Source organism: Arthrobacter silviterrae (assembly GCF_011045165.1).
Lineage (GTDB): Bacteria > Actinomycetota > Actinomycetes > Actinomycetales > Micrococcaceae > Specibacter > Specibacter silviterrae.
Genome location: NZ_JAAKZI010000005.1, coordinates 86,093 through 108,025 on the forward strand (window position 1 = coordinate 86,093; position 21,933 = coordinate 108,025).

Here is a 21,933-nt window from a genome sequence, read left to right on the forward strand (position 1 = left end):
CGCCAGCTGCACGCCGGCGCCTGTGACCGGAGACGCTGTTCAGGGCGGGTCCGGCGGTTCGCCGGATGGGGGTGGGCTACCGAGGAGCCCCGGCCCACCGGGCAGCATCGGGGCGATTGCCGTATATCTACGCCCGGCTGGGGTGGTAAAGGTGGTGCGCGGGACGACGGGCCCGCCTTTGACGACTTCGGCGCTCCAGCCCGGCGCTTCCTTGGACTTGTTGCACGACGCGCAGAGTCCCTGTCCGTTGGCTATGGTGGTGGTGCCGCCGGAGGCCCAGGATTTGATGTGGTCATATTCTCGGATCGGCGCGTCGCAGTACGGCGTGGCGCAACGCTGATATTGCAGGCGCAGGAATTCCTTCATGCCCTCCGGGAAGAAACGCGCGCGCGAACCCATCGCAAGCAATGCCCCCGTTTCGGGGTGTGTGTAGAGGCGCCGAACCCAAACCTGCGCGGCGGCCGGCTGGCCGGGACCGGAACTGTGACTGGAGTTGGAACCGGCCCCGGGGCTGGTACCAGACCCGGGGCTGGGACCGGAACCCAGGACCATGGAGCGCGCTTCCGGCGCAGGAATGGGGTCATGGCCGGTGAGGACCGCGGGGTCATTCGCACCATCGAAAAGGGACCTGTCCGTCATGACAAGCTCCAGCATGATGCCTGGTTCGGTAATTGTGGTGCACCGTCCTCCCGTGGAATCCAACAACGCACCCCCAACCATCGCGCCGCCGTCATTGGCAGAATCGCCGACGGCACCAACGGGCCCGGTTCCATGGGCCCGGCCAGCGGCCGACCCTGGGGCGACCACGCGTGCCGCACCGGAGACTTCCGTGGCCGGACCCCTGTGGTCTCCCGCAGCTCCTGCGCCTTCGTCACACGGCTGGTGTTGGAGCAGGCGGTGGGTGAGTGCATCCGCCATGAGCTGGCCGACGCCCCGTTGATCCCCAGCCGCACGGGCGGAGTCAGCGACCTGGGTGAGGGTCTTGAGGACTGCAACACCGTGCCTGAGGGGAATAAGGGCGCTGAGGAGGGTCATTCCGTCAGCGGCCGGCCGCAGGGTGACGTGCCGGTCGGTGACGGCCTTCCCCCTGCGCTTGGTAAATACCTCTGGTTCGAGCAGATAGGCGGCGTTGCGGGCCGCGGCCGCAAGTTCCTTGGTACCCATGGCAGCGAACTTCTCAAGGTCCGAGGCCAAGGCACGGTCAACGTCGGCCCGGTGTTCCGAGCTCAGGAACACTGTCTCGGTTGCCATGATCTGGGTCCGGTATTCCCCCACTGCACCAGAGGCAAGGGCGTTGAGGGTGTGCGGCATTTCCCGCACGAGTACAGCGGCGAGTTCAGCAAGTTGGCGGCCGCGGTGGGCCGATTCGCCCCGGGCCAGGCCGATCTGCAGGCCCACTCCCTTGCCAAGTTTGTCCTTGACCATCCCAGCTTTTGCCTGAGCCAGGCGCTGCTGCGCGGCAAACACGGCCTGGGCCTTGGCCTGCACTCCCGTCAGCGCATTCTTGGCCGTTTCCAACTGCTCGATCAGATCGACCAGCCCTGCGGCATCGACGCCGTCGACAAGGTCGGAACAGCATTCATCACTGTCACGAAAGGGGTCTTCCAGGGCCAGGGCGACTCCTGCGGCCTTGGCGGCAAACGCAGTGGCCTTGGTTGCTGCCGCCGTCGCAGCGGAGGCGCGCCGCGCCAATCCATCCAGGGCTGCCGCGGAGCGGCCTTCACGCACCGCGGTTCCGACGCGGGCCGCTGCCTCGCTGGCACGGGCTTCCGATCTGTCGGCAAGTTCACGAGCCAAGGCAGCATCCAGCTGTGCCAGGAGTGCCGGATCGAGGAAGTCGGCACACTTTCCGACCAGCCCTTTCGCAATTGACGTCAATTCGGACGCTTGGACCATCAGCCGGGCCCGGTTGCCCAAGCCCTCACCGCGGTACGCCTGGCTGCTGGCGGCAGGAACGGGAAATGGGGCCGCAGGCCCGCCGGCCACAGGTCTGCCGGGCACAGGCCTGCCGGGCGCGGGCGCGGCGCCGACAGGCGTTGGGCCGCTCCCCTGCCACTCCGGTGCCGCCATTCAAATTCACCCGCCTTTTCCCGGTCAGTCCACCCTCAGCGGAATCGCGGGGCCTTCATGTGGCCCCAATGTCCCGCGTGCTGCCTTCCCTTGCTGCTTCAAGCGTAGGAAATATCTGAACCCAGCGGATCTCCAAGGGGGCCATTCCGGCAAATCTGTGGATCTCAAGCAAGCCAGCCCCCGCTGTGGAGGGAGGAAAGCGGCACTGGTGGCCGTAGCGCACCAAAATCAGCCCACTGTGGACCGCGCCTGCCGGCGGCGCAAAACTTAAAAGATCAACTTGAACCCGGCGTGGGAATGCGAAAAGCCCAGCCGTTCGTAGAAGCGGTGGGCGTCGTGCCTGGCCAGGTCCGAGGTCAGCTGGACAAGCGCCGCGCCCCGCCGTCGAGCCTCATCAACGGCCCACAGAATCATGGCCGAGCCAAGCCCGTTGCCCCGCAATCCCCCATCCACCCGGACGGCCTCAATCTGCAGCCGCAGTGCACCCCCACGGGCAAGGCCGGGCAGGAAGGTGAGCTGCATGGTTGCCACGACGGCACCATCGGCGTCGTCCACCACGCACAGCAGGTGGGCCGGGTCGGCATTGATTGCCCGGAACGCGGCCACGTAGGGCGCCCGCCGGTCCGGGGCTGCCGAATCGACTGCAGACCGCAGCTGGTCCCGGGCCATCAGCCCAACGATGGCGCCGACGTCGGACTCCGCCGCCCGCCGCAGCCGGAATGTGCGGCCTGCGAGCGCGAACTCTGCCAATATCTTGATCTCCTGGTTCATGGCCCCATCCTTTCAGGTCCACGCAGCGGCGGCCGGAGCACGGTGTATCAAACAATTGACACACGCAGCATTCCTGTGTATCAATTGTCTAATACACGAAGGAAGTTTCCATGAGCCACCTGCTTGTCCTGTTCCTCTCATCCGCCCTGGCAGTTTTGGTCATCTCCTCCGCAGCGCGTTGGATATCCAGCAAAAGGCCGGCACGGTCCATCCCGGCCGGCTCCGGCCCTGCGTCGAAGTCAAGCGAGAACCGGGCCATGCTCTTTGCCCAGCTTCGGGCCCTCGCATCCATCGCATTTGCCGTGGTCCTGTTCCTCGCCTTGCTCCGCGCATCCATTGCCTTCACCGGCCAGGTGGGTCTCCCCCTGGCTCTGACGGCGGGGTTGTCGGCGAGCGGAGGCCTGCTGCTGTACTCCTCGCTTCCGGCGCCAATGCCCCCACGGACCGGAGCGGCTAACGCCAGTCTGGTGCCCCGGAAGCCGTGGTCCTTTGGCCCGCGCCGGTCATTCCTGGTCCCCGCGGCCATCGCCGTTTGCTACGTTGGCCTGCTCGTTGCCACCGGGCTGACTTCATCCCCGGACGAACTGGGCCGGTACCGCCTTATTCGCCTGGCCGACGGCGCCCACAGCACGTCGGCCGGTCCCTACCCGGGCTGGTTCTACGGTGTGCCGCTCATGCTGGTCACAGTGGCCCTGGCCGGTTCGGCATGTCTGGCCCTGCGCAGAATCTCCTCCACACCGTCGCTGCCGGATCCCCGCATGGCTGCATTGGACATGCGGTGGCGGGAAATCTCCACCCGGGTGGTGGTCCGGCTGGGGACGGGGGCCCTGCTTGGCTACGCCGGCGGCACGGCGCTGCTGGCCGGACAGGCAGTGGCCGTCGCCGCGGCAAACTTCAACCAGTCCGGCCACGGCCCGCTCCAGCCCCTCTTCGCGGTGGGCTTTGCGGTTGCCGTTGCCGGGCCTGTGCTGGTCGTGGCGGGGGCCTTCCTGATATTCCTCGCCGCAAAGGCTGCCTTCACCATCCGCTCCTCCGCACGCCACGCACTGGCAAAACCGGCTGACCAGGCGCCAACAAGCCAGGGAGCAGGGGCGTGATCACCCTTGACGAGGCCAGCCCCATTCCCCCGTTTGAGCAAATCAGGGAGCAAATCGGCGACCTCATCCGCGCCGGTGAGCTGGGTCCCGGCCAGCGCTTGCCGTCCATCCGCCAACTGGCGGGCGACCTCCGCGTTGCGGCCGGCACCGTGGCGCGCGCATACTCCGAACTGGAGACGGCCGGGCTGATCCAGACCAGCCGGGCCACGGGGGCCAGGGTTCGCGACGGGCAGGGGCTGGCCGGGGACATGCGGCGGGCCGCCATGCAGTTCGTGGCAACCGCCCAGGGAAATTCACTCTCCCTTGAGGACGCCCTGGGCGCCATCCGTTCGCAATGGCGCCAGGAGTAACGCCACACGGCCTCAACCCGCCCGGCAGGCCAACTCCGATAACGGCATAAACTGGGTGGCACCATGACTTTCACTATCACCTACCCCGCCGCGCTTCCGGTCTCGGAACGCCGCGACGACCTCATGGCCGCCATTGCCGCCAACCAGGTCACCATCATCGCCGGCGAAACCGGTTCGGGAAAGACCACCCAGATCCCCAAAATGTGCGTGGAGCTTGGCCTGGCCGAGAAGGGCCTGATCGGCCACACGCAGCCGCGCCGCCTTGCCGCGCGCACCGTGGCGGAGCGCATCGCCAGCGAACTCGACGTCAAGATCGGCGAGGAGGTGGGCTTCCAGGTCCGCTTCACCGGCCACGTGGGCCCGCAGACCAAGATCAAGCTCATGACCGACGGCATCCTGCTCGCCGAAATCCAGCGTGACAAGCTGCTGCGGAAATACTCCGTCATCATCATCGACGAGGCCCACGAACGTTCCCTGAACATCGACTTCATCCTCGGCTACCTGCGCCAAATCCTGCCCAAGCGCCCGGATCTAAAGGTCATCATCACCTCGGCCACGATCGACCCGGAGCGCTTCGCCGCCCACTTCGCCTCCCCCGAGGGCCCCGCCCCCATCATGGAGGTCTCAGGGCGCACCTTCCCCGTCGAGATCCGATACCGCCCGCTGTCCGGGCCCGCCAACGGCTCCGAAGAGGACATGGACGACGACGGCGAAGCCGGCTTGGGTGCCGACCGGAACCGACACGGCGGGAACCGGGAGGACGGCGGCAACAGTGAGGAGGACCGCGACCCGCTCGACGCCGTGTGCGACGCCGTGGATGAACTGTCCAAGGAGGCCCCCGGGGACATCCTGATCTTCTTCTCCGGCGAGCGCGAGATCCGGGACGCCGCGGACGCACTGCACGGCCGTGTTAAAACAAACCCCCGCCTGCGCAATGCCGAAATCCTGCCGCTTTTCGCCCGGTTGTCGCTGGCCGAGCAGCACGCCGTGTTCACCCCCGGCTCGCGGCGGCGGATTGTGCTGGCCACCAACGTGGCGGAAACGTCCCTGACTGTCCCCGGCATCAAGTACGTCATCGATCCGGGCACGGCCCGCATTTCCCGCTATTCACACCGGACCAAGGTGCAGCGCCTGCCCATTGAGCGGGTCTCGCAGGCCTCGGCGAACCAGCGCTCGGGGCGTTGCGGCCGCGTTTCGGACGGGATTTGCATCCGCCTGTATTCGGAAGAAGACTTCAACGCCCGCAGCGAGTTCACCGACCCGGAAATCCTGCGCACCAACCTGGCCGCCGTCATCCTGCAAATGACGGCGATGGGCGTGGCCCGGGGCCCCAAGGACGTGGAGCAGTTCCCTTTCGTCCAGCCGCCGGACTCCCGGGCCATCACCGACGGGATCACGCTGCTGCGCGAACTCGGCGCCGTGAACGCCCAAGGCGCGATCACCGCCGTCGGACGCCAACTCTCGCAGCTCCCGGTGGACCCGCGGCTGGGACGGATGATCGTGGAAGCCGCGAAGCGCGGCGTGGCCGCGGAGGTCATGGTCCTCGCCGCTGCCCTGACCATCCAGGACCCCCGCGAGCGCCCCACGGACAAGCAGCAGCTGGCGCAGGAAAAGCACAGGCGCTTCCAGGACGAAAACTCTGATTTCACCGGCTTCCTTAACTTGTGGCGCTACATAAGGGAGAAGCAGAACGAGCTGTCCTCGAGTGCGTTCCGGCGCCTGTGCAAGGCCGAGTTCATCAACTACCTGCGCGTGCGTGAATGGCAGGATTTGTTCACCCAACTCAAGCAAATGGGCAAGTCGCTGGACATCAAGGTGTCCGGCAATGACATTGACCCGGTGGCCAACCACGACGCCATCCACATGTCGCTGCTGACCGGGCTGCTGAGCCACATCGGCCTGTACGACCAGCGCAAGCGCGAATACGCCGGCGCGCGCGGCACCAAGTTCATGGTGTTCCCGGGCTCGGCGCTGTTCAAGAAGTCGCCGGACTGGGTCATGGCGGCCGAGCTCGTGGAAACCTCCCGCCTGTGGGCGCGCGTGGCCGCCAAGTTCGACCCGCTCTGGGCCGAACAGGTGGCCCCTGAGCTGGTCAAGCGCACGTACAGTGAGCCCCACTGGTCCAAGAAAATGGGCTCGGTCATGGCACACGAAAAGGTCACCCTGTACGGGGTGCCGATCGTGCCGGACCGGCGCATCCACTATGGCCGCATTGACCCGGAACTCAGCCGGGAGCTGTTCATCCGCCATGCCCTGGTCGAGGGCGACTGGCACACCAACCACAAGTTCTTCCACCGCAACCAGGCCCTGCTGGCCGAGGTGGAGGAGCTGGAAACCCGCATGCGCCGCCGCGACCTGCGCGTGGACGACGAGGCGCTGTTTGAGTTCTACGACGGGCGCGTGGGCGGCGAGGTTGTCTCGGAACGGCACTTCGACAAGTGGTGGAAGGATGCGCGGCACCAAAACCCTGCCCTCCTGGACTTTGACGCGCACGTGGTCATGGTCGAGGAGCCTTCGCTGGATGAGGCCGCCTTCCCGAAGACCTGGACCGAGGGCGAGTTTGAGCTGCCCCTGTCCTACGAATTCCATCCCACCGCGCCGGGTGCCGCCCCGAACCCATCCGACGGCGTGACCGTCCAGGTGCCGCTGCTGTTCCTGAACCAGTTGCATGAGGCGCCGTTCCGGTGGCAGATTCCGGGACTGCGGGCGGAGCTGGTCACCGCGCTGATCAAGTCGCTGCCCAAGGCCGTGCGCAAAAACTTCATCCCCGCCCCGGACGTGGGGCGGCAGGCTGCCGCGGCCCTGGCCGCGGACTTTGACCCGGCCGCGGACCTGCTGGAGCCGTCCTTGGAGCTGGCGCTGCGCCGGATCAAGGGGCACATCATCCCGCCCGGATCGTGGAACTGGGACGCCGTGCCGTCGCACTTGAGAATGACGTTCTCCGTGGTGGACAAGAATGCCCGGATATTGGAGGAGGGCCAGAATCTCTCCGACCTCCAGGCCAAGCTGGCCGGGGCCACCCGCCGCGCCATTGCCGAATCACTCGGCGCCACACCCAAAACCACCCAGGCCGGGCGGGCGCCGCTGGCTGCACCCGCAGCCGGATCGAATGGCAAGGGCAGGCCAGCGCCCGCCAACGGAACCCCGGCGGCAGGCAGGGCAACAGCGGGAGGCGCGTCCCCGGCGTCGAACATCCCGGGCAACTCCGCCGACGCCGCAGGCATCCAGGAACGCTCAGGCATCACCGGCTGGGATTTGGGCTCGCTGCCGCGCGAGGTCAAACGGCTCGTGGGCGGGCACACCGTCACGGGCTACCCGGCGCTCGTGGACGAGGGCGCCACGGCCGGGATCCGCGTGTTCCAGCGCCAAGACGTGGCGGATTTGGCCATGCGCGCAGGCGTCATCCGGCTGCTGGCGCTGCGGGTGCCGTCGCCGGACCGGTACGTGCTGGACCACCTGAGCAACACCGAGAAGCTCACGTTCAGCCAAAACCCGCACGGCTCCGTCACCGAGCTGATTGCCGACTGCACCCTCGCCACGATTGACAAGCTCACGCCGGCCGCGCTGCCCTGGAACCAAAAGGACTTTGACGCGCTGTACGAAACCGTGCGCGCCGAGCTCATCGACACGGTGTTCTCGGTGACGGCCGTGGTGGAAAAGGTGCTGGCGTCGAAGCTGCGCATCGACAAGGCGCTTCGTTCCACCAGCAGCCTGCCGCTGATCAGCGCCCTGAACGACATCAAGCAGCAGCTGGACCTGCTGGTGTATCCCGGCTTTGTGGCGAAAACGGGATTTGCCCAGCTCAGCCAGCTGCCGCGGTACCTGGCTGCCATTGAACGCCGGCTGGAGAAGCTGCCCTCCAACGTGGCGCGGGACGGGCAGTCGATGGCCGCCGTGCAGCGGCTGGAGGACGAGTACGACGACGCCATGGCGGCGCTGCTGCCGGGCCAGCGGTCCACGGCGGGGCTGGAGCATGTGCGCTGGATGATTGAGGAACTGCGGGTCAGCCTGTTCGCGGTGGAGCTGGGGACGGCCTATTCGGTGTCGGAAAAGCGCATCCGCGTGGCCCTGTCAAAGGCGATGGCCTGACGAGGACGCCGCCCCGACGCCTCCCCGCCTCCCCGTCTCCCCGACGCTCGGTTGCAATCGGGGGTGTTTTCACCGACGCTCCCTCATCAAAAAGGGGTGTTTTCACCAACGCTCCCTCCAGAAATGCAGTCCTAGTGATTGGGGAAGCACTTCCCTTGCCCCAGCGTCGCGAGGCCGGCAAGGTCACCGGCCGCGTAGCTTGCGACTCCTGGCTGCGCAGTTTCGTACATCAGCTGTGTGGGGTCCCCTACATGTCCCAGCCCAAGGACGTGGCCCAGTTCGTGTTTGACGACGGCCGTCACCAACGCGGGACCATTTAGTCTCGTCATCAATTCGCCCAGGGCGGTTGCGTTGAGCTGGACATCCCCAGTGACGAAGACCCGGCTCCCCGAGTCGCCGACTATTGCCTGGCTGCCGCCAAGTCCGGCAATGTTCTTGGCCCCGGGAACTGCACTTGGGGCAAATTGCGGCTGCTCGTCAGTCGTTTCCCAAACGATCAGCACGGGCGCCCAGCGCTTTCCGTAACGGTCCGGCTGGTACGCGTTCCTGTCCTTGGAGTAGCCCTCCGTAGTGTCGCCGTCGTCAATGAACGTTAGCCCGCTTGCCTTAGACGCTGCGGCCACTGCCTGCGTGATGAGTTGGCGTGCGCCTGAAGGCGCGTGGTCGGGTCGGGTCACAAAGTGGATGGGCCGGCAGGGGTCGTAGGCAACGAAGCGGCTTTTGGAATCCCCATCGATATAGACATAGGAACTGCTCGACGGCGACATCTCGGCGGGATGCCCAAGCGGCTGCTTCTGCGCCTCAACGCCGCGCGGCGGGTACCCTGCACGCCAGGTGGACGCAGGCCCGACGCCGGATTGCGGAGCGGAGAACTGTTCCCCGGCAATGGCCGTTGTGGCGTCGCGGAGCAGGCCCGGGAACGCGTAATAGGTGACAATAAGCGCTACCGCCAGAACTAAACAAATGGTGCGCAGCAGGCGTGGCGCCCTGCCTCGTGAACGGCGGGGCTCACGCTTCTTTCGCCGCGGCCCCGGTAGAGGGCCTGCGGCTTTGTCGAATCCTGCCCGGGCGGCGAGACCGGAAGCCTCTTCGTCGAGGACCCATTGGGGCACCCGGCCGGAGGCGGACCGGCGCAGGTCCCTGCGGGGTTCGGGCTGGTCCGCCGTCAAGGGGACCTCCGGACATGGAGGTTTTCCCTGGCTGCCAGCCAATAAGTTTCCACGGTGCGGTCCCCCCCTGCCACGAAGTGCATTGGCAGAATGCTAGCCCACAATTGGCGCCAGCGGGTCAGTGTTGTCCACCACCCGCGTGGCACGGAGCCAAGGTTTGGAGTCGGCAAAATAAAGCCGCTGCCCTTCGATGTAGCGCCGCATCCCCGGGTGGCCGGGGTCCCGCGGGGTGCCGTCCCGGACGGCCATTCGCCGGGCTGTTTCTGTGAACGGCACGTCCAGGAACACCGAATAGGCCCACCGCCACGCCAACTCGCGGCGGTGCAGGAACATGCCTTCAACAATGCAAACGGAACCGGGGCGGGCCTGCACCAGGGGCGAATCCACGGCGGCGTTGCGCCGGTGGTCCGTGGCCGCGGCCCGGTAGCCGCCGTCGCCCCCTGGACCAAAAGGAATCAGGACGTCCCGCTCCAGGGCCGAATAGTCATAACTGTCCAGCCAGAAGCCAACAGGGGAGTCCCTGCCCCGGCAGTGGCGCACAGCGCGCAAATTGAGAAAGTCGTCCGCGTGGATAAGCACCACAGGGTGTCCGAGCGCTGACAGGGCTTCCGCATACGCCGCCGCAAAAGTAGACTTTCCGCTCCCGTCAACACCGTCGACGGCAACCAAGGTGAAACCTTCCGGCTTGATGGGCGTTTCCGCTGCCAAGTGCCGCAACAGCAATGCCAGGACCGTCCCCACTACAGCCCCTTCCATCAACGATCGCCGCACCTGCAGCCCAATCTTGCCACTGGCAACCGAGCGTCCAAGAAAACTCCCCCGGTTGCAACCGAGCGTCCAAGAAAACTCCCCCGATTGCAACCGAGCGTCGGGAAAAGGGGCCTAGGATTCGGGGACGAACTCGCCGTGGCCGGCCGCACGCAGGGCCACGCGGATCTTTTCGGCGCTGGCGTCCATTGCCGCAGGGTCCGGGTTGTTGTCCACGGCCTTGAAGTCAAAATTCTCCAGTCCGTAGGCCGGGAACACGTGGACGTGCAGGTGTTCCACCTCAAAGCCGGCAACAATCAGCCCGGCCCGGGGCGCCCCAAACGCCGAAAGCTGCGCCTGCCCGATGGTCTGGGAAACGGCCATCAGCTTCGCCACCAGCTCCGGAGCGGCGTCCGTCCACTTGTCCACCTCCAGCCGCGGCACCACCAGGGCATGCCCGTCCGTCAGGGGCCCAATGGTCAAAAAGGACACACAGGATTCGTCCTTCCAGATGAAGCGGCCGGGAATCTCGCCATTGATGATCTTGGTAAACAGCGTGCTCACGAAAGGCTCCTAGAGGGTCGAATTGTCCAGCACAAAACGGTATTTGACGTCGCCGGCCACCATGCGGTCATAGGCCTGGTCCAGCCCGTCCGCGGTGACCATTTCAATGTCGGAAACGATGCCGTGCTCCGCGCAGAAATCCAGCATTTCCTGGGTCTCCGCAATGCCGCCAATCAGCGATCCGCCGTAGGCCAGGCGCTTGCGGATCAGCAGCCCGGGCCGCACCGGGGGCATGTCGGCAGGCGGCAGGCCCAGCTGGATCAGGGCGCCGTCGCGGGCCAGCGTGCCCAGGTACGGGTTGATGTCGTGCACGGCCGCCACGGTGTCCAAAATGGCATTGAGCGTGTGCTTCGCGGCGTGCATCTGGGCCGGGTCGGAGGAGACCACCACGTGGTCGGCCCCGAGCGAAACGGCAGCGTCGGCCTTGGCCGGGGATGTGGTGAAAACGGTGACCGTGGCGCCCAGGGCCTTGGCAATTTTCACGCCCATGTGCCCCAGCCCGCCAAGCCCCACCACGCCCACGGAATCGCCCTCCTGGACGTCCAGGTAGCGCAGCGGCGAGTAGGTGGTGATTCCCGCGCACAGCAGGGGCGCGACGCCGGCCGGGTCCAGTCCCGCCGGCACGTTCAGCACGTAGTTCTCATCCACCACTATGGAGGAGGAGTAGCCTCCCTGCGTGATGCCGCCCCCGTTGCGCCGGTCCGCCACCCCGTAGGTGCCGGTGTTGCCTTTTTCGCAATACTGCTCAAAGCCCTCCAGGCAGGAATCACATTCGCGGCAGGAGTCCACCATGCAGCCCACGCCCACGGTGTCTCCCACGGAAAACCCGGCCACGTCGGCACCGATGCGGCTGATTTTGCCCACAATTTCATGCCCCGGAACCAGCGGGTACGTGGTCCCTCCCCATTCAGCCCGGATGGTGTGGACGTCGGAGTGGCACAGCCCGCAGAAGTCAATGGCGATCTCCACGTCGTGCGCCCCGGGGTCGCGGCGTTCGATGGTGGTGGGGGCCAGGCCGGACGTCGCGGACACGGCTGCGTATGCTTTTGCTTGCGTCATGGTTCAACCCTATCGCCCGCCGCGCCCGTCTCGACGGGGCGCTCCGGACGGTTGGACCACGCCGACCATGACCCCGGGAACAGCGCAGCCGTGAATCCGGCAATCTCCAGCGCCGCCACCTCGTGGGCCGCCGTGACGCCGGAACCGCAGTAGACGGCCACCTCGGCGCCGTCGGCCACGCCCAGGGCCGCAAACCGCGCCCGCAACTCCGCGGCCGGCAGAAACGTGGCGTCCGCGGCAAGATTCCCTGTGGTGGGTGCACTCACGGCGCCCGGAATGTGCCCGGCCCGCGGGTCAACGGGCTCGGCCTCCCCGCGGTACCGCTCCCCCGCCCGGGCATCCAGCAGGATCCCGTGCCCCGGCCAGGCTGCGGCCCCGTCAATGTCCACGGCGGCCTTGTGCCCATAATGCACGACGCCGTTCCCCGGCTCCGCGCGTTCCTCACCTTGGGCGAGCGGCAGCTCCGCTGCACGCCAGGCTGCCAGTCCGCCGTCGAGCAGGTAGGCGTTGTCAAAGCCTGCGTAACCCAACAGCCACCAGGCGCGGGCAGCGGCGGCAGCCCCGGCGTCGTCGTACGCCACCACCGTGTCCCCGGCATTGATGCCCCAGCGGCGGACGGCCGCGGCAAAGTCTGCCTCGGCGGGCAGCGGGTGGCGGCCGTCGCGCGGTTCCCCGTGGCCGGCCAGCTCGGTTTCCATGTTGACGAAGACAGCGCCCGGGAGGTGGCCGGCAAGGTAATGCTCACGGCCGTGCGGATCGCCCAGGGCCCAGCGCACGTCCAGCAGCACGGTCCGCGCGCCGGCGGCGAGGCGCTCCCGGAGTTCGGAAACACTCATTAACACGGTCATGCGGGGCTCCCTCGGGGTTGCTTGTTTTGGCGTGCCTCAAATGTAGCGCGCTACGCTGGCTTCATGACTTCCTCCCACTCAGCCCAGGCCTGGACCCATCGTGCCATCGGCATGGTTCAGGCGGAAAACAACCGCTCCGCAGATACGCACCTCTACAAGATCGAGCTGCCGGAGCAGTGGGGCGTGGACCTGTATGTCAAGGACGAATCCTGCCACCGCACGGGGAGCCTGAAGCACCGCCTGGCCCGGTCCTTGTTCCTGTTTGCACTGGTCAACGGCTGGATCCACGAGGGCACTACGGTGGTGGAGGCCAGCTCGGGCAGCACGGCCGTCTCGGAGGCGTACTTTGCGCAGCTGCTGGGCCTGGACTTTGTTGCCGTCATGACACGCGGCACCAGCCCGGAAAAAGTTGCCTTGATCGAGAGCTTCGGGGGCCGCTGCCACTTGGTGGAGCAGGCGGACCAGGTGTATTCGGCCGCGGCGGCCATCGCTGCCGAAACCGGCGGGCACTACATGGACCAGTTCACCTACGCCGAGAGGGCCACGGACTGGCGGGGCAACAACAACATTGCCGAGTCCATCTTCACCCAGCTCTCGCACGAACGCTTCCCCGAACCGGCCTGGGTGGTGGTGGGCGCCGGCACGGGAGGCACGTCCGCCACGATCGGCCGGTATATCCGCTACCACGGCCACTCCACGCAGCTGGCAGTGGTGGATCCGGAAGGCTCCGCGTTCTATCCGGCGTGGAATTCCGGCGACGCGTCCGTGGTGACCGGGAACTCCTCCCGGATCGAGGGAATTGGCCGGCCCCGCGTGGAGCCCAGCTTCGTGCCGGGCGTGATCGACCACATGCTCCAGATCCCCGACGCCGCGTCCGTGGCGGCCATGGCGCACTTCAGCGAACTGTCCGGCATGGCCGCGGGCCCCTCCACAGGCACCAACCTCTGGGGCGTGTGGCAGCTGGTGGCCGGCATGGTGGCCCGCGGCGAGCAGGGCAGCATAGTCACGTTGATGTGCGACGGCGGCGAGCGGTACGCGGGCAGCTATAACAACCCCGCGTGGCTGGCCGGCAAGGGCCTGGACCCGGAGCCACACGCGGCCACCATCCGCTCTTTCTTCGAGACGGGTGTGTGGGCAGGCTAGAACCCGCCAGGGAACTGCGCTAGATTTCCAGCGACTCCCCGGCTGCCAGGTGGCGGAATTCGGTGCCGTGCTCGGCCCCGATCCGCCCAATGTGGGACTCCGTGAAGGACAGGCCCGCCTGGTTCAGCAGTGCGTCGTGGATTTGGAATGCTCTGCGGGCCCGTACGGACACCACAAAGTCCACCACTTCGGCCACCTTGGACCACGGTGCGTGCACGGGAACCAGCAGCGTGTCCACCTGGACGCCCGCCGGCACGATCAGCGAATCGCCCGGGTGGTAGACAGCCCCATCCACCACGAAGCCGACATTTGCCACCACGGGGATGGACGGGTGGATGACGGCGTGCTGGCCTCCCACGCCAAGCACGTTGAAACCCGCCACCGCAAAGGTTTCCCCGGCAGAGGCGTCGTGCACCTGCCCGGCCGACTGCGGCGCAGCCTCGCGCAGGGTGCGGGCCACCCCGGCCGGCGCGTGGATGGCCAGCGCCGGGCTGGCGGCCAGGGCGCCCAGGACCGCGGCCTGGTCAATGTGGTCGGCGTGCTCGTGGGTGATCAGGATGGCATCGGCACCCGCCAGGGCCCGGTCTGTTTCGGAGAACGTGCCGGGATCGATCACCAGCACCCGTCCTTCCTTTTCGAGGCGGATGCAGGCGTGCGTGTATTTGGTCAGCAACATGCTGCCAGCCTAATACCGTGCCGGTGCGTTAGGCTGGTTAATTGGATTTGGAGTCGGAAAGCGGGTCAAAAGCATGTCTGAAGTGCCGGTCAGGGAACAGCGCGTCACCAAGCAGCGGCTGGCCATCAGTGCGGCCCTTGACGGCCTGGAGGACTTTGTCAGCACCCAGGAGCTCCACCGCCTGCTCCACGAACAGGACGTGCGCGTGTCCCTGGCCACCACGTACCGGATCCTGGCTTCCATGGCCGACGACGGCCTGGTGGACACCCTGCGCAACGGCGAGGGCGAGGCCGTGTACCGGCGCTGCTCGGCCACCAGCCACCACCACCACCTGCTGTGCCGCAACTGTGGCAAAACGGTGGAGATTGAGGCGCCGGCGGTTGAGAGCTGGGCTGCGCGGATCGCCCGCGAAAACGGCTTCACACAGGTCCAGCACACGGTGGAGATTTACGGCCTGTGCCCCGAGTGCGCGGCGGTCTGAGCGCGCACAGCCGTTAATGGCTGCCACGGCTGACGGGCGGCACCAGCTCGCCCAGCGGCTCACGCACCCACCAATTGCCGCTCCCGCGCCACTCGGCCCACGTGGTGTACCGGTAGCTGAACACGCGCGCCCGGACCCAGGCGGGCCGTTCCCCGGCGAACGGGTCGTGGCGCAGCAGGCCCAAGGTGGCCGGGTCGGCGTCGAGCAGCTTGTTCAGGAACGGCACAAACCAATTCAGGCCGGGCGACCCCAGCGCCAGGAACCACATCTGCCAGTCCAGGCGCAGCTGGTAGGGCGCCCATTGCCGCGGCATCCGTCCGGGCTCCCCCGGCTTGCCGCGGAAGCCGTATTCCATCCAGCCACCGCCGCGGGGATCGCCCAAGGTGCCCTCCACCACCACCTCCAGGCGGTCCCGCGTGATGGAGCCGAACGCCCCGTAGGCGTTGGCCAGCCGCCACCGGTTGAAGCTGCCGTTCATCACCTGGTGCCGGGAAAACAAGTTGCGCAGCGGCCACCAGCTGAGCACCAGCACGAGCGCCCCCACCGCCAGCACGACGGCGGCAAACCAGGTGGGCATCCCCGGCCCGCCCGGTGCCACGGCAGGCACCGCGGGAGTTGCCACGGCGGAGAATGCCAGCACGATGGTGGCGGCGTTCAGCCACGCAAAGTTTCCTGACAGCACCAACCAGCACTGCGTGAGGATGATGGCCGCGGCAGCCACGGTGGACACGGGAGCCGGGGCAAACAGGAAGAACGGCACCACCAGCTGTGCGAGGTGGTTGCCCAGCACCTCCACCTTGTGCAGCGGCCGTGGCAGGTGGTGGAAGAACCAGCTGAGGGGGTTGGGCATGGGCTGGGTTTCATGGTGGTAGTACAGCGCCGTGAGGTCCCGCCAGGCCGGGTCGCCGCGCATCTTGATGAGTCCGGCGCCAAACTCCAGCCGGAACACCAGCCAGCGGAACAGCCAGAGGGTGACGGCCGGCGTCGTGGTTTGGTTTGAGCCCAGGAAGGCGGCCAGGAAGCCGGCCTCCAGGAGCAGGATCTCCCAGCCAAAGCCATAGAAGACCTGCCCCACGTTGACGATCGACATGTACAGCAGCCACATCGCCAGGAACACGGCCATTGGCACCCAGGCTGGCCCGCGCTGCGGCAGGCCCGCCACCACGGACAGGCCCAGGGCCGCGCCGGTCCAGGCCACGGTACGCAGCAGCGTGTCCGAGTACCGCCAGCGGAAGAGTGTAGGCCCGGGCGGGCGCGCCACGCGGTCCAGGTATCGCGGCACGGGCAGCAGGCCGTGTTCGCCCAGCAGTGCCGGAAACTGCAGGGCGCTGGAGACAAAGGCGAGCAGGAAAATGGCCGCTATGCCGCGCTGGAGCACAAAGCGCGCCAGCCCGAAGTCCGCCGTGCCAAACCAGCCGCCAAGCCAGCCGCCCAACCAGTCCATGCACCAACGCTAGCCCTTGGAGCTGCGCACCGTCAGGGGCCAATCGTGCGCCACTTTAGAAGTGGCGCACGGCTGCGGCCTAGGCGTGCGCAGCTTCCAAGGGTGTCCGCACTGTCCAGCCGCGGCGGCGCCGCACGGCACCCACGCCGCGGCACAGCACGTAGATCAGGAAGGAAAGCGTTGTGACGTACGGGGAGATCGGGATGCTCCCGCCCAGGGCCAGCATGATGCCGCCCACTGTGGAGATGATGGCGAAGGCCACGCTGAGCAGCACCACCTTGCGCGGGGCCGCCGTCACCTGGAGGGCCGCCGCCGCGGGGGTGATAAGCAGTGCCAGCACCAGCAGGGCCCCCACGACCTGGATGGACAGGGCCACGGAAATCCCGAGCAGGAACATGAAGGCCAAGGACAGGGTGCGCACCGGGATGCCCCGGGCCGCGGCAATGTCCGGGTCGGCGCTGGCAAAGGTCAGGGGCCGCCAAATGAGCACCAGCCCGGCGATGACCACCGCCGCAGTGGCCGCCAGGGCGGAGAGCTGCGTGGAGTCAACGGACACGATCTGCCCTGTCAGCAGGCCAAACTTGTTCGCCGCGCGTCCCTGGTAGAGGGACAGGAACAAGATGCCCAGGCCCAGCCCAAACGGCATGATGACGCCGATCACCGAATTCTTCTCCCGGGCCCGCACCCCCATGACGCCGAGCAAAAGCGCGGCCAGCACGGAGCCGGCCAGTGAACCGAAAATGACGTCCGCGCCGACCAGCAGGGCAAAGGCCGCCCCGGCAAAGGACAGTTCGGCTATGCCGTGGACGGCGAAGGCCAGGTCGCGCATCATGACAAAGGTGCCGATCAGGCCGCCGACCAGGCCCAGGATGGCCCCGGCCAGCAGGGAATCGCGGAACAGCGGCAGCAGCTGGGCATAGTCGGTGAAGTTGAAAACGGCGTGGGAAAAGTCCGACCAGTTCATGGCTGCCCCTGCAATTCCGCGCCGGGAAGTTCCTCGGGGTGGCCGTCCAGCACTCTGTCCGGCATGCCCACCACGGCAATCCGCCCGTGGCTGTGCAGCACCTCAACGTGTGTGCCATAGAGCCGCGACAGCACTTCCGTGGTCATGACCTCCCCGGGGGTGCCGATGGTGAATCGCCCGCCGGCCAGGTACAGCACCCGGTCAACGTGTTCCAGGATCGGGTTGATTTCATGCGTGACAAATACGACGGCGGTCCCGTTGCGTTTTGCCTGCCGCCCCACCAGGGCGCTCACGGCCCTTTGGTGGTGCAGGTCCAGTGAGAGCAAAGGTTCGTCGCAGAGCAGCACCTTGGGGTTCGGCGCCAGGGCCTGGGCAATGCGCAGCCGCTGCTGCTCGCCGCCGGAGAGCATGCCCACCGGAATCTTCGCGTAGGACGCGGCCCCCACCTCGGCCAGCAGCGCGTCAACCCGCTTGCGGTAGGCGCGCCCGCGCAGCCGGATGCCCCACTTGTGGCCGTCCACGCCCAAGCCGACCAGGTCCCGCGCCCTCAGGGGCGTGTCCGGCGGGAAGTGTTTTTGCTGGGGGACGTAGCCTATGGCGCGGCTGCCGCGGCGGGCTGGTTCGCCGTCGATCGCCAGGGTGCCGGCGCCTAGCGGCACCAGCCCCAGCAGGACCTTCAGGAAACTTGTCTTGCCGCTGCCGTTGGCACCGAGCACGGCCAGGAATTCACCCGGCGCAATGTCCAGGTCCAGTCCGTCCCACAGGGTGCGCGGCCCGTACGCCAGGCTGGCGCCGCGCAGGCTGACGGCGGGTGCGCTGGCAACTGCGACGCCGGGCGGCGTGGACGTTGCGCTCACTTCGCGGTGGCTTTGGAGGTGGCCAGGGCCTGCTGGATGTGGGCTGCGTTCGCGGCCATCCACTGGAGGTAGTCCTTGCCCTGCGGCAGGGTCTCGGTGAAGTCCACCACGGGCACCCCCGCCTGTTCGGCGGCCTTTTTGACCTCCACGGTTTGCGGGCCCTCGGTTTGCTGGTTGTAGGCCAGCAGGGCCACGGTTCCGTTTGTCATGAGGTTTACTGTATCCCGGAGCACGGTGGTGGGGACGTCGGAGCCGTTTTCGATGGCCGTGCTGAACGCTGCAGGGGTGGCATTGGCCAGGCCGGCCTCCTCCAGCAGGTACAGCGGCACGGGTTCGGTGATGGCTGCCGCGGCTCCGTGGTGCGCCGCCTTGACTCCGGCCAGCGATGCCTCAATGCCGGCCAGTGTGCCCTTGAAGGCCTTGGCGTTGGCGGCAAACTCGCCCGCGTGGGCAGCATCCAGCGCGGAGAAACGCACGGCCAGCTGGTCAGCCAGCTTGGACATGGTGGGCAGCGAGTACCACAGGTGCTCGTTGAAGTCCGGACCAGTGTCCAGGCCGGAGAGCCGGCTGACGTTGATGACCTTTGCGGGATCGAGGATCCCCTTGGCCAGCTGGCCGAAGAAATCGTCGTAGCCGCCGCCGTTTTCAATGCCGACGGCGGCCTTGGAGACGGCCAGCTTGTCCTGGGCCGTGGCCTCATAGGAATGGGGGTCGGCGTCGGCCCGGGCAATGATGGAATGGACGGACACCCGGTCCGCGCCCACAGCCTCGGCAATGCTGCCATACACATTGGTCGAGGCCACCACGGCGATCGTGCCGCCGCCGGCCTGCTTGTCCGTGGCCGCGCTGGAACCGCCCCCGCATGCACCCAGCAGCAGCGACGCCGCCACGGCCAATGCGAGGGTCAGTGTGGTGCGGCGCAGCTGCATGCGGTGTCCTCCGAAGGATGCTAATGAGAATTGTTACCAATAAGTCTGCACCCAGCATAACGCATATTGGGAACCGTTCGCATCAAGCCTTTTTGCGTTCGTGGATCTGCGTCTGGGTTGCGTCGCGGATTTCGCCCACCAGCTGCTCAATCACATCCTCCAGGAACAGCACGCCCACGGTTTGGCCGTCGGCGGAAATCACGCGGGCCACGTGCGATCCGGTGCGCTGCATGATGGCCAGCGCATCCTCAATTTCCTCATCCACGGACAGGTTCACCATGGAGCGCACGCGGGCCTCCCCGATGGGCAGCTCATAGCGCTCCGCCGGGATGGGCAACACGTCCTTCAGGTGAAGGTAGCCCAACAGCGTGCCGCCGTCGTCGGTCAGGACAAACCGGGAGAACCCCGTCTTGCCGACCTTGTGCTCAAACTGCACCGGCGTGGCCGACGCCGGCAGCGTCACCACCTGCTCCAGCGGCACCATGATGCCGCCGGCACGCTGGGTGGAAAACTCCAGCGCCCCGTTGATGAGCCCGGTCAGGTCATCCACCAGCCCGCTGCGCGTGGATTCGGCCACGATGGACTGCACTTCCTCCAGGGTGAAGGAAGACGACACCTCATCCTGCGGCACGATCCGGAACAGCCGGACAATGTGGTTGGCGCTCCAGTTCAGTGCCACGATCACGGGCCTCACCAGCTTGCCGATGAAGACGAGCGGCGGGGCCAGCAGCAGGGCCGCCTTGTCGGCGGCGGAGACGCTCATGTTCTTGGGCACCATCTCCCCAAACGTCACGTGCAGGAACGTCACCAGCAGCAGCGCCACCACAAACGCCGCGGGCGCGGCAATGCTCTCTGCAACGCCCAGGGCGTGCAGCGGCGTGGACAGCAGGTGGTGGATGGAAGGTTCGGCAACGTTGAGGATCAACAGCGAGCACACTGTGATGCCCAGCTGCGAACAAGCCAGCATGAGGGAGACGTTTTCCATCGCCCCCAAGGTGACTTTGGCGCGCTTGGAACCCGCGTCCGCCAGCGGTTCGATCTGGCTGCGCCGGGCGGACATGATGGCGAACTCGGCGGCCACAAAGAACGCATTGCCGAGCAACAGCACCACCAGCCAGGCAATTCCTGCCCACGGGTTCATTTCCGGCCTCCGCCGTCGAGCTTGCCGCCGTCTTGCTTGCCGCCGTCGTGCTTGCCGCCGTCGTGCCCGGAACGTCCGGGGCTGCCGGGTTCCCCGGTTGCGGGGTCCGGTGCCGGGACAAAGCGGATGCGGTCTATGCGGCGCCGCTCCAGCCGGTCAACCACCAGGGTGCCGCCTTCCACCGGGACCGTGTCGCCGAGGCGGGCGATCCGGCCCAGCTCGGCCATCATGAACCCACCCACGGTTTCGTAGGCGGCCTCGTCGGGGACGTTGAGCGGGCCGATGCGTTCGGTGACCTCGTCGGGGCGCATGAGGCCCGGGAAATACCAGTCGCCGCTGGCGGCCTGCAGGATGCCGGGCTTGGTGCGGTCGTGCTCGTCGGAAACCTCACCCACAATTTCCTCCACGAGGTCTTCCAGCGTGGCCACACCTGCCGTACCGCCGTATTCGTCCTGGACCACGGCCATCTGCAGGTTCCCCTCGCGGAGTTCGAGGATCAGAGCGTCCAGGTGCACTGTTTCGGGGACGCGCAGCACGTCAGTCATGATGGCGCCGGCCTCAATGGCGGCGCGCTTCCGAAAGGGAATGGAGACGGCCTTTTTCAGGTGGACCACGCCCAGGATGTTGTCAGGCGAATCGCCGATCACGGGAAAGCGCGAGTACCCGGTGCGCCGGGCGGCGTCGATGATGTCCGCCACGGATTGTTCGGACTCGATGGTTTCCACGCGCATGCGCGGCGTCATGACGTCGGCCGCGGTGCGTTCGCCGAAGCTCAGCGTGCGCGCCACAAACCGCGCCGTGCCCTCATCAAGGGTGCCCATGGCGGCGGAACGGCGCACCAGGGATGCGAGTTCGGCGGGCGAGCGCGCCCCGGAGATTTCTTCCTTCGCTTCCATGCCGAACAGGTTCAGGACCTTGTTCGCAACGCCGTTGAGGACCAGGATGGCAGGCTTGAAGATGGCGGTGAAGACAAGCTGCGGGCGGGCCACGGCCTTGCCAACCTCGAACGCCTTGGCGATGGCCATGTTCTTGGGCACCAGTTCCCCAATGAGCATGGAGAGCAGGGTGGCCACCGCCATGGCGGTGATGAGGGCCGCCGTGGCAGCCGCAGCGGGGGGCACGCCCAGGGCGTCCAAAGGACCGGCGAGCAGTGCACCCAGGGACGGTTCCATCAGGAAGCCGGTCAGGAGGGTGGTCAGCGTAATGCCCAGCTGGCAACTGGACAGCTGCGTGGACAGGGACTTGAGGCAGTGCAACAGCGGTTCAGCAGCTTTGTCGCCGTCGTCCACGGCGCGTTGCACCGACGCCTGATCCAGGGCCACGAGGGAAAATTCCACGGCCACAAAGAACCCGGTCCCCAGGATGAGGAGCAGGCCTGCTGCGAGGAGGAGCCATTCCATTACAGGTCCCCCGTTTCAGCTGTTCGGCTGCGGGGGCCGGGCGCCGGCGGGGGGTGGTCGGCGCTGGGGCCGGCCGGTGCGTTGGCGGTGGTGTGGTGGGCTCGCGTGCGGGGTTTGCCGGCTTGTACAACGTT

19 protein-coding genes are annotated in these 21,933 nt (G+C 67.0%); 5 read left to right on the top strand and 14 right to left on the bottom strand.

Annotation, left to right across the window (positions count from 1 at the left end):
• Nucleotides 1-39: 39 nt before the first annotated feature.
• Together G6N77_RS04720 and G6N77_RS04725 are read right to left on the bottom strand one after the other, a co-directional pair.
• A complete protein-coding gene (locus G6N77_RS04720) occupies nucleotides 40-2,070 on the bottom strand; it encodes an HNH endonuclease (protein WP_165180867.1) in 2,031 nt (676 codons plus the stop codon).
• A 267-nt stretch (nucleotides 2,071-2,337) separates the two neighbouring features.
• The gene (locus G6N77_RS04725) at nucleotides 2,338-2,841 is read right to left on the bottom strand and encodes a GNAT family N-acetyltransferase (protein WP_165180868.1); all 504 of its coding nucleotides are present in this window, start codon (nucleotides 2,839-2,841) and stop codon (nucleotides 2,338-2,340) included.
• A gap of 110 nt (nucleotides 2,842-2,951) precedes the next feature.
• Here G6N77_RS04725 and G6N77_RS04730 point away from each other — a divergent pair, with 110 nt between their 5' ends.
• The 3 genes from G6N77_RS04730 to hrpA all read left to right on the top strand — a co-directional run bounded on the left by G6N77_RS04730 (nucleotide 2,952) and on the right by hrpA (nucleotide 8,377).
• Nucleotides 2,952-3,938: a hypothetical protein gene (locus G6N77_RS04730; RefSeq protein ID WP_165180869.1), complete on the top strand. Its 987-nt coding sequence runs from the start codon at nucleotides 2,952-2,954 to the stop codon at nucleotides 3,936-3,938.
• The gene (locus G6N77_RS04735; RefSeq protein WP_165180870.1) at nucleotides 3,935-4,288 is read left to right on the top strand and encodes a GntR family transcriptional regulator; all 354 of its coding nucleotides are present in this window, start codon (nucleotides 3,935-3,937) and stop codon (nucleotides 4,286-4,288) included. Before G6N77_RS04730 ends, G6N77_RS04735 begins: the two co-directional genes overlap by 4 nt.
• 63 nt (nucleotides 4,289-4,351) lie before the next feature.
• Nucleotides 4,352-8,377, top strand: coding sequence for an ATP-dependent RNA helicase HrpA (hrpA, locus tag G6N77_RS04740; protein WP_165180871.1), 4,026 nt, complete (start codon nucleotides 4,352-4,354; stop codon nucleotides 8,375-8,377).
• A gap of 131 nt (nucleotides 8,378-8,508) precedes the next feature.
• Here the strand turns inward: hrpA and G6N77_RS04745 are convergent, their stop codons facing one another.
• From G6N77_RS04745 to G6N77_RS04765, 5 genes are all read right to left on the bottom strand, one after another.
• Nucleotides 8,509-9,546 carry a matrixin family metalloprotease gene (locus G6N77_RS04745; RefSeq protein WP_165180872.1) on the bottom strand — a complete coding sequence of 346 codons (1,038 nt, stop codon included), beginning with the start codon at nucleotides 9,544-9,546 and terminating at the stop codon, nucleotides 8,509-8,511.
• Nucleotides 9,547-9,639: 93 nt separating this feature from the next.
• Nucleotides 9,640-10,302, bottom strand: a complete 663-nt coding sequence (locus G6N77_RS04750; RefSeq protein ID WP_165180873.1) for a nucleoside/nucleotide kinase family protein — start codon at nucleotides 10,300-10,302, stop codon at nucleotides 9,640-9,642.
• A gap of 126 nt (nucleotides 10,303-10,428) precedes the next feature.
• Complete coding sequence (locus tag G6N77_RS04755) at nucleotides 10,429-10,857, bottom strand: HIT family protein (RefSeq protein ID WP_165180874.1); 429 nt, start codon at nucleotides 10,855-10,857, stop codon at nucleotides 10,429-10,431.
• 9 nt (nucleotides 10,858-10,866) lie between these two features.
• The gene (locus G6N77_RS04760; protein ID WP_165180875.1) at nucleotides 10,867-11,916 is read right to left on the bottom strand and encodes an NAD(P)-dependent alcohol dehydrogenase; all 1,050 of its coding nucleotides are present in this window, start codon (nucleotides 11,914-11,916) and stop codon (nucleotides 10,867-10,869) included.
• Nucleotides 11,913-12,764 (bottom strand): sulfurtransferase, encoded by an 852-nt coding sequence (locus tag G6N77_RS04765; RefSeq protein WP_165180876.1) that lies wholly within the window; start codon nucleotides 12,762-12,764, stop codon nucleotides 11,913-11,915. The genes G6N77_RS04760 and G6N77_RS04765 overlap by 4 nt, the downstream gene beginning before the upstream one ends.
• A 63-nt stretch (nucleotides 12,765-12,827) precedes the next feature.
• On the opposite strand from G6N77_RS04765, the gene G6N77_RS04770 reads away from it, so the two are divergent.
• A complete protein-coding gene (locus G6N77_RS04770; RefSeq protein ID WP_165180877.1) occupies nucleotides 12,828-13,907 on the top strand; it encodes a PLP-dependent cysteine synthase family protein in 1,080 nt (359 codons plus the stop codon).
• Nucleotides 13,908-13,926: 19 nt separating this feature from the next.
• Here the strand turns inward: G6N77_RS04770 and G6N77_RS04775 are convergent, their stop codons facing one another.
• The gene (locus G6N77_RS04775; RefSeq protein WP_165180878.1) at nucleotides 13,927-14,583 is read right to left on the bottom strand and encodes an MBL fold metallo-hydrolase; all 657 of its coding nucleotides are present in this window, start codon (nucleotides 14,581-14,583) and stop codon (nucleotides 13,927-13,929) included.
• A gap of 73 nt (nucleotides 14,584-14,656) precedes the next feature.
• Here G6N77_RS04775 and G6N77_RS04780 point away from each other — a divergent pair, with 73 nt between their 5' ends.
• Nucleotides 14,657-15,064, top strand: coding sequence for a Fur family transcriptional regulator (locus G6N77_RS04780; protein WP_165180879.1), 408 nt, complete (start codon nucleotides 14,657-14,659; stop codon nucleotides 15,062-15,064).
• A gap of 13 nt (nucleotides 15,065-15,077) precedes the next feature.
• On the opposite strand, the gene G6N77_RS04785 is transcribed toward G6N77_RS04780, so the two are convergent.
• The 6 genes from G6N77_RS04785 to G6N77_RS04810 all read right to left on the bottom strand — a co-directional run bounded on the left by G6N77_RS04785 (nucleotide 15,078) and on the right by G6N77_RS04810 (nucleotide 21,799).
• The gene (locus tag G6N77_RS04785; protein ID WP_165180880.1) at nucleotides 15,078-16,508 is read right to left on the bottom strand and encodes a lipase maturation factor family protein; all 1,431 of its coding nucleotides are present in this window, start codon (nucleotides 16,506-16,508) and stop codon (nucleotides 15,078-15,080) included.
• Between the two features lie 79 nt (nucleotides 16,509-16,587).
• Entirely contained in the window at nucleotides 16,588-17,472 is an 885-nt protein-coding gene (locus G6N77_RS04790) for a metal ABC transporter permease (RefSeq protein WP_165180881.1), read from the bottom strand.
• Nucleotides 17,469-18,329, bottom strand: coding sequence for a metal ABC transporter ATP-binding protein (locus tag G6N77_RS04795; RefSeq protein ID WP_165180882.1), 861 nt, complete (start codon nucleotides 18,327-18,329; stop codon nucleotides 17,469-17,471). Before G6N77_RS04795 ends, G6N77_RS04790 begins: the two co-directional genes overlap by 4 nt.
• A complete protein-coding gene (locus tag G6N77_RS04800) occupies nucleotides 18,326-19,258 on the bottom strand; it encodes a metal ABC transporter solute-binding protein, Zn/Mn family (protein ID WP_165180883.1) in 933 nt (310 codons plus the stop codon). The genes G6N77_RS04795 and G6N77_RS04800 overlap by 4 nt, the downstream gene beginning before the upstream one ends.
• Nucleotides 19,259-19,340: 82 nt before the next feature.
• Nucleotides 19,341-20,399 (bottom strand): hemolysin family protein, encoded by a 1,059-nt coding sequence (locus G6N77_RS04805; protein ID WP_165180884.1) that lies wholly within the window; start codon nucleotides 20,397-20,399, stop codon nucleotides 19,341-19,343.
• Entirely contained in the window at nucleotides 20,396-21,799 is a 1,404-nt protein-coding gene (locus G6N77_RS04810; RefSeq protein WP_165180885.1) for a hemolysin family protein, read from the bottom strand. The genes G6N77_RS04805 and G6N77_RS04810 overlap by 4 nt, the downstream gene beginning before the upstream one ends.
• Nucleotides 21,800-21,933 lie beyond the last annotated feature (134 nt).